7 protein-coding genes and 1 pseudogene are annotated in these 7,520 nt (G+C 68.2%); 5 read left to right on the forward strand and 3 right to left on the reverse strand.

Annotation, left to right across the window (positions count from 1 at the left end; genetic code table 11):
- On the forward strand, positions 1-686 hold a 686-nt coding region (locus tag ACSBP4_RS19390; RefSeq protein WP_435553181.1), incomplete at its 5' end, for a M24 family metallopeptidase.
- 23 nt (positions 687-709) lie between these two features.
- Here the strand turns inward: ACSBP4_RS19390 and ACSBP4_RS19395 are convergent.
- Complete coding sequence (locus tag ACSBP4_RS19395; protein ID WP_049965697.1) at positions 710-964, reverse strand: DUF7533 family protein; 255 nt, start codon at positions 962-964, stop codon at positions 710-712.
- Between the two features lie 182 nt (positions 965-1,146).
- Here ACSBP4_RS19395 and ACSBP4_RS19400 point away from each other — a divergent pair, with 182 nt between their 5' ends.
- Together ACSBP4_RS19400 and ACSBP4_RS19405 are read left to right on the forward strand one after the other, a co-directional pair.
- Entirely contained in the window at positions 1,147-3,033 is a 1,887-nt protein-coding gene (locus ACSBP4_RS19400) for a PAS domain-containing sensor histidine kinase (RefSeq protein WP_435553182.1), read from the forward strand.
- A 23-nt stretch (positions 3,034-3,056) separates the two neighbouring features.
- Positions 3,057-3,662, forward strand: coding sequence for a riboflavin synthase (locus tag ACSBP4_RS19405; RefSeq protein ID WP_435553183.1), 606 nt, complete (start codon positions 3,057-3,059; stop codon positions 3,660-3,662).
- 43 nt (positions 3,663-3,705) lie between these two features.
- Here ACSBP4_RS19405 and ACSBP4_RS19410 read toward each other — a convergent pair whose 3' ends face one another.
- The gene (locus tag ACSBP4_RS19410; protein WP_006647970.1) at positions 3,706-4,728 is read right to left on the reverse strand and encodes a PrsW family intramembrane metalloprotease; all 1,023 of its coding nucleotides are present in this window, start codon (positions 4,726-4,728) and stop codon (positions 3,706-3,708) included.
- Positions 4,729-4,806: 78 nt separating this feature from the next.
- Positions 4,807-6,120 carry a dicarboxylate/amino acid:cation symporter gene (locus tag ACSBP4_RS19415; protein ID WP_435553184.1) on the reverse strand — a complete coding sequence of 438 codons (1,314 nt, stop codon included), beginning with the start codon at positions 6,118-6,120 and terminating at the stop codon, positions 4,807-4,809.
- A 324-nt stretch (positions 6,121-6,444) separates the two neighbouring features.
- Between ACSBP4_RS19415 and ACSBP4_RS19420 the strand changes: the two genes are divergently transcribed.
- Both ACSBP4_RS19420 and ACSBP4_RS19425 read left to right on the forward strand, forming a co-directional pair.
- Positions 6,445-6,822 carry a DUF7532 family protein gene (locus ACSBP4_RS19420; RefSeq protein WP_435553185.1) on the forward strand — a complete coding sequence of 126 codons (378 nt, stop codon included), beginning with the start codon at positions 6,445-6,447 and terminating at the stop codon, positions 6,820-6,822.
- Positions 6,819-7,520 (forward strand): annotated as a pseudogene (locus ACSBP4_RS19425) (RNA-binding protein); the annotation flags it as partial. The gene ACSBP4_RS19420 and the pseudogene ACSBP4_RS19425, both read left to right, overlap by 4 nt.

Raw genomic sequence — 7,520 nt, forward strand, 5'->3', positions numbered from 1 at the left:
GGATTCGGCAGGCGGCGTCGCTGCTGGCCGAGTCGGCGGTCGTCGACGGCCGGCTCGCAGCGGGCGAGAACGGCGGCGACGAGGTCGAGTCAGAGCCGCTGACGGCCACCCACCTGCGGACCGCCATCGACGAGGCGATCGTCGGTGCGGGCGGGTTTCCGGCCGGCAATACCGCAGTCGATCCGGACTCGAGTCGCGACCCCGACGAGCCGCTCCGACCCGGCGAGCCGATCGTCATCGCGACCGCGCCACGGGAGCCGGCGGGCTACTACGGCGGCCTCGTTCGGACGCTGGTCGTCGACGGCGACGGTGGCCGGGAACGTCGGGTCCACGTCGCCGTCACGCAGTCGTTTCGCTCGGCGCGGTCGATGCTGACCGCCGGCCCGGAGTCGGTGACCGCCGTCGAAGCCGACCTCGAGGCCGAAGTCCGGTCGTTCGGGTTCGATACCGAGCAGACGGTCGCGACCGAGGTCGCCGGCGTGGGACTCGAGCCCCGCGAGCGTCCCCTCGCGGGCGGCGACGAGGTCGGTCCCGGCGCCGTGGTCCGACTCGACGTGGCCGGGCAGGTCGGTCCGGACAGTCGGATCCGGATCGCCGACGTGCTGGTCGTCTCCGACGAGGGCGAGCGGCCCGAGTGGCTCGCCGCCCCGTCTCAGTCGCTGTCGCCCGCGTCGCTGCTCGACTGACCGACCGAGGTCCCGATGCGGTCCTACGGCTCGTCGTCGGTCTCGGAGTCGGGTTCTTTCGCGACCGTCCCGACGACCCGCTCGGCCAGCAGTTCGGGCACGTCGGTCGGCGTCGTCAGCCAGTGTTGGACGACTACGAGGCCGACGGCGAGCCCGATCAGCGCGACGCCGAACGCGGTCTGGCCGCGGAGCAACAGCAGGTCGAGCCCGGCGAGCGCTGCGGGCAGGGCGAGAACGAGCGTGCCCGCGAACTTGATCGTCTCGATGATACCGGCCATCGATACACGGTAGCGCGGCGACCGCTAAAAACGCGGCGACGGGACGACGCGGTCGTCGATCGCTGCGGTCGCCTCCCTTCGGGCGGTTTCGTTTGCCGCGAACGTCACAGATCATTTACTAAAAGGTTGAAACCAGTCGGGAATCGACATGTCAGTATCGGCTCCGAGACCGACCGCCACTCATGGATCAGGACCCGCGACAGCGATACGAAGCGATCTGCGAAGCCTCGCCCGACGCGATCATCGTCGTCGACCGCGACGGGCGGATCACCTACGCGAACGCTCGCGTCACCGATCTGTTCGGCTACGACCCGGACGAACTCGTCGGCGAGCCGATCGAGATCCTCGTCCCCGAGGCCGATCGAGACGGCCACGTCGCCGAGCGCGACGCCTACATCGCGGATCCCGAGACCCGCCAGATGGGTGCCGGACTGGACCTCTCGGGGCGGCGGAAGGACGGCTCGGAGATCCCGCTCGACATCAGTCTGAGCCCGATCGGGAGCGGCGGCCGACGCGAGGTCATGGCCGCCGTGCGGGACGTTCGCGACCGGGAAACGCTCCGCGCGAAGTACCAGACGATCCTCGAGGCGGTCCCCGACCCGGTCGTCGTCGCGGACGCGGCGACGGGCGAGATAATCGAGGTGAATCGACGGGCCGGTGACCTGCTCGGGTACGAACCGTGCGACCTCGTGGGGCGGCCACAGACCGTCCTCCACCCCTCCGGGGAGGCCGACCGCTATCGGGCGCTCTTCGAGGAGTACGTCGCCAGCCCCTGTTCCGACCGGTCGATCTTACACGCGTTCCCGGACGGCTCCGATATCTACGTCGAGACCAGCGGCGGCGAGCGGATCCCGGTCGAGATCAACGCCCACGTCTTCGACCTGTACGACCGCCGGCTGATCGCGGGCGTCTTCCGCGACGTGACCGATCGGAAGGAGTACCAGCGACAGCTCCGGGCGCTGCACGCGGCGACGCGGCGGCTGATCGCCGCCGACGACCGCGAGGAGATCGCCGCCCTCGTCGCCGACGCCGCGCGGACGATCCTCGGCTACGAGTACAACGTCGTCCGGCTCGCCGACGACGACCGATTGCGGCCGGCCGCTGTGACCGACGGGGCCGAAACGGAGATGGGCGACCGTCCGATGTACCCGATCGACGGGTCGGCTCCGGTCAGTCGCGTCTACGACAGCGGCGAGTCGCTCCGGTTCGATGACGTTCGGGCCCTCGAGGACGGGTACGACCGCGGCGACGCGCGATCCGCGATGTACCACCCGATGGGCGACCACGGCGTGGTCAGCGTCGTCGATCCCGCCGTCGGGGCGTTCGATCCGTCCGACGAGGAACTCGCGTCGGTGCTGGCGGTCAACGCCGAAATCGCGCTCAACCGGCTGGCCTACCAGCGGGACCTCGAGCGCCAGAACGAGCGGTTGGACGAGTTCGCGAGCGTCGTAGCCCACGACCTCCGGAACCCGCTCAACGTCGCCCAGGGACTGCTCGAGGGCGAGCGGACCGGTGTCGTGGCCACCCATGGCGACGAGATCGCAGCCGCCCTCGACCGGATGGAAGGGATCGTCGACGACGTGTTGACGATGGTCCGGGACGGGTACGAGGTCGACGACGTGGAGTCGCTCGAGTTCGATACGATCGTCGCCGACTGCTGGGACTGCGTGGCGACCGCCGATGCGACGCTGCGGGTCGAATCCGACGGCCTCCTCTATGCCGACTCGAGTCGGATCCGCAACCTGTTCGAGAACCTCTTTCGCAACGCGGTGGAACACGGCGGTCCGGACGTCACGGTCACGGTCGCGCTCTCGGAAGGGGGGTTCGCCGTGGCCGACGACGGGCCGGGCATCCCGCCCGCCGACCGCGACCGCGTCCTCGAGCCGGGGTGGACGACCGGCGAGAACGGGACGGGGCTGGGGCTGAACATCGTCCGCGAGATCGCACGGGCCCACGACTGGGGGATCGACGTGACCGAAAGCGCGGCCGGCGGCGCGCGCTTCGAGTTCACCGGGGTCCGGACCGTTTCCGCCGACGACGCCTTCGAGGCGGACCCGGAACGGCTTTGACGCGTCGCCCGTCAGTTGCGGCTATGTTCACGGGGATCGTCGAGGAGACCGGCGAGATCGTCGCACGAGAACACACCGACGACGGCCTCCGGCTCCGGATCGGTGCCGATGAGGTCGCGACAGGGCTCGAACACGGCCAGAGCATCAGCGTCAGCGGCGCGTGTCTCACCGTCGAAGAGTTCCGCGAGCGCGAGTGGTTCGAGGTCTTCCTCGCGACCGAAACGGTCGAGCGGACCTATCTGGGCGACCTCGAGACCGGTGAGACGGTCAACCTCGAGCGGGCGATGCCGGCCGACGGCCGGTTCGACGGCCACGTCGTCCAGGGGCACGTCGACGCGGTCGCCACCGTCACCGATATCGAATCCGTCGAAGAGGACTGGTTCTTCGAATTCGACCTCCCGGCGGCTTTCGACCGATACGTCGTCGAGAAGGGGTCGATCACGCTCGATGGCATCAGCCTGACCGTCGCGGACCTGGACGAGGAACGCGGCCGGGTCACCGTCGCGATCATCCCGACGACCTACGACCTGACGACGCTTGCTGAGAAGGAGCCCGGCGATCCCGTCCATCTCGAGGTCGACGTCCTCGCGAAGTACGTCGAACGGCTGCTGGAAGCGCGGTTCGACTGAGCGGGGCTCTCGAGACGGTTCTCGTCGCCCCGCCCCGGCCCGGTCAGCGCTGGGGCGGGTCGAACTCGGTCAGTTCCGGCCGCGAGTCGCCGACGCCGTCGCTCGTGACGGTCTGGTAGGTCCGGCGGTAGCGTGCGAGCTTTCGGTAGAGGTAGTAGCCGACCGCCAGATCGTAGCACACGACGTAGCCGACGAAGGCGACCCCGTAGCCGATCGGGAGCGCGCTGGCCACCTGCCCGGGCACGATGCCGACGGTCACGTTGTACGTGCCGTGGACGAACGCGGCGACGAGAAGCCCTTTGAGGACGATCGGACCGGCGTACTCGCGGTTGAACTTCGCCAGCCCGAGGTAGTAGCCCGCGATCGCCGAGTAGATGACGTGGCCGGGGCCGGCCAGCGCCCGGACGGTCGCGATCCCGCCCGCCGTCGCGAGGAGGCTGGCCTCGGGTTCCGCCTCGCCGACGACCCGGCCGATGTAGATCGCGTTCTCGATGGCCGCGAAGCCGAGTCCCGCCACGGCACCGTAGACCGCGCCGTCGATCACGGCGTCGAAACTGCTGCTCCGGTAGGCGAAGACCTTTACGGCGAGCAGTTTGACCGTCTCCTCGACGGGGCCGACGATCAGGTAGAAAAAGAGGAGGCTCCCGACGGCCCCGACGCCGAACAGCGGCCGCGTCACTGAGTTTACGACTGCGGCGAACGTCGCGAACAGAATCGCCAGCAGAAAGGTCGCGACGAGCAGCCGTAGCGGTTCCGCCGTCGTGATATCGGCGTACCAGATATACGCCGCGAGCAGTCCCGCGGGGACGAGCGAAAGCGCGAAAAAGCCCGCGAGATACGGGTCCTCGACGACGAGCGCGGCCGGCGAGACGAGCAAGGAGAGAGTGATCACGATCGCGGTTAGCAACACGATCGCCCGAAACCCGTAGCTGACCGCGTTGTAGAGTGTATACGCGATCAGATCCGGGACGGATCGCGGGTTCCACGTCGAGACATCGTAGAGGTCGAGTGACCCGTCTCCGGACCGCTCCTCGGCGCGTTCGACCGGGTCTCGCCTGCGTTGCATGAGCGACGGTATGGCTGCCGGCCGGGTATAGGTTCGGCAACCGGCGGCGTCCCGTCGTCCAGTGTCCCGACGGCTGCCTCAGTCGTCGGTCGTGCCCGGCGTCGAGTCCGGGACGTCCGTCTCCGACCAGACGGTGGCCGCGCGGTCGATCTTGTCGTTCCAACCGGCGACGAGCGTCGTGACTGCCAAGTCGCCGGTCACGTTGTTCATCGTCCGCAGGCGGTCGAGGATCGGATCGACGCCCGCCACCATTCCGACGACCTCGAGCGGGAGGCCGAGTTGCGTGAGGACCATGGTGAGCATGATCAGGCCGCTCCCGGGGACGCCGGCGGTGCCGACGCTCGCGAGGAGCGCCGTCGCGACGACGGTGAGCTGTTCGCCGACGGTCAGGGTCTGTCCGACCATGTTGGCGGCGAAGACCGCCGCGACGCCCTGATACATCGCCGTCCCGTCCATGTTGATCGTCGCGCCCAGCGGCAGCGAGAAGCTGTAGACCTCCTCGTCGACGCCGAAGTTCTCGTCGGCGTCGTTCATCGTGACCGGCAGCGTTCCGCTGGACGAGCGGATCGAGAGCGCGGTTACCATCGCTTCCTTGCTGCCCCGGAGGAAATCCAGCGGTGATTCCCGGAGCAGTCCCCACTGGATGATCAGCAGGTAGGTGACGCCGATGTGGAGGCCGACCGCGATCGCGAGCGCGCCGATGAGCTTGGCAAACGGGGCGATCGCGTCGACTCCGGCGTTCCCGAACGTCGTCGCCATCAGGGCGAAGACGCCGATCACGCCGTACTCCATGACGCCCCAGACGATCTTGAACATCGCTTCCGCGCCGGTTTCCGCGAGTTCGAACACCGTTTCGGCACCCTCGTGAACGGCCGAGCTGACGTCGTACTCGTCTTGCAGATAGGCCAGCGCGAGCCCGAACACGATCGTGAAGAAAATCGTCGGGAGAACGTCGCCCGCGGCCATCGCCCCGACCGGGTTCGTCGGCACGATGTTCATGAACACCTCGACGATGTCGGGGGCCTCTTTGGTCTCGACGGTCGCGTCGGCCACCTCGAGCCCGGTCCCGGGATTGATCAGGTTCGCGACGAACAGCCCGATGCCGATCGCGATCGCGGTCGTGACCAGATACAGCGCGACGACCTGCCCGCCGATCTTCCCGAGGTTCGACGGCGAGAGCCGTCTGGCACCCATAAGCAGCGTGAAGACGATGATCGGAATCACGATCATCTGGAGCAGTCGGACGAAGAGATCACCGAGCGGCTCGAGCCGCGTTGCCGGTTCGCCGACCGTCAGGCCGACGAGCGAGCCGAGGACGAACGCGACGCCGATGCGGTAGATGATCGGAACGGATCGATATCGATCGTAGAGCTGCCTGAGTGTGATCGCCATACCCACCCTGGCAATACTTACACAATAAAATCATCGATCCTGAACATACGGTCTGGGTCCGTCGCGCTCGGATATTTATTTTCCAGTGATGGTGTATCATTCTTCCCGGATGAAAATTCACTACAAATAATTACTAATGGATGGGGAAAGGGTGTACGAACGAGCAGGTATCGGTCGGTTGCCTCGATCGGAACCCCTGCCAGCATTGTCTCTCCCCGTCGTCAGAACGATGACCTGTCCTGGCCAGTCCGACGTGCCGGGTCCCGAAAACGCCGATCGCTCGGACTCGGAATCCACAAAGGCCTCCCGTCCGAACCGACGCCCATGCACTTCGACCAGCGAACCCAGCGGGCGCTCCGGGACGTCGGCCTCGAGACCGACGACCTCCGGGCAGCCTCCGAGGCGGTCGTCGAGGCCGTCGCGGACGACGCGGCGGCGCTCGAGGCGTTCTTCGACGACCACGACACCGTCTACTCCGATATGGACATGGCCCACTCGAGTTCGGCGTATCCGGAACACGCGGTCGATTACGCCGACATCACGACCCACGGCGACGAGATGCGGGGCTGGCTCCGGTTCGATACCTGGGGCGTCTACGTCGAAGGGGGGCGGCTCCTCGAGGACGGTTCGGTCGAACTCTCCCTGGGGCCGACGATCCACGACCGAGTGCGGTTCGCGGCCGACCGCGAGACGCTCCAATGACGCGGGCTCGAGTGCGGGGGATCTACACGACGGCAGTCACCCGACTCCTGCGCGAGGGCGACCACGAGGTCGTGCAGGCGTCCGACCCGATCCGGGAGCGCTTCGAGGGCTCGTTCGAGACCGCGCCCGCCGACGTGACGGTCGAGACGACCCGGGACCGACAGGGCGTCGAGATCTCGGGCGAACCCGACGCCGTCCCGACGGTCGCGGCGGCCCTCGAGGCGCTGGCGATCGACGCCTTCCGCTGGGAGAGCGACGTCCCCCGCGGCGCGGTCTTCGACGCCGAGGTCCTCGAGGCCGGCGGCGGGGACGGCGCGGTCGTCGATCTGGGCGAGGGCCGGCGGGGCTACCTCGCGTACGACGCCGTCGACGGCTACGTCGACGCGGGCGACCGCTATCGCGTGCAGGTCAGCGAGCCTGCGCCGTCGTGGGACGACGACCGTCCGCTCGTGGAACCGACTCTCGAGGTCGCTGGCGGGCTCTGTACGCTCTCGCAGGATCGCAGCGGCGTCTCGGCGGCGCTGCGCGGCGAGCGCGCCGAGGAACTGGTCGGCATGACCGACCTGCTCTCGGTCGAGATCCCCGAGGGGTGGGGACTGCGCTGGCAACACGCCGCGGCCGACGCCGACCTCGAGGCGATGGGGGCCGCCCTCGAGGACGCCGCGAGCCGGGCCCGGGCGCTCGAGGATGCGCTCGCC

It is taken from the genome of Natrinema sp. CGMCC1.2065 (assembly GCF_051225675.1).
Classification (GTDB): domain Archaea; phylum Halobacteriota; class Halobacteria; order Halobacteriales; family Natrialbaceae; genus Natrinema; species Natrinema thermotolerans.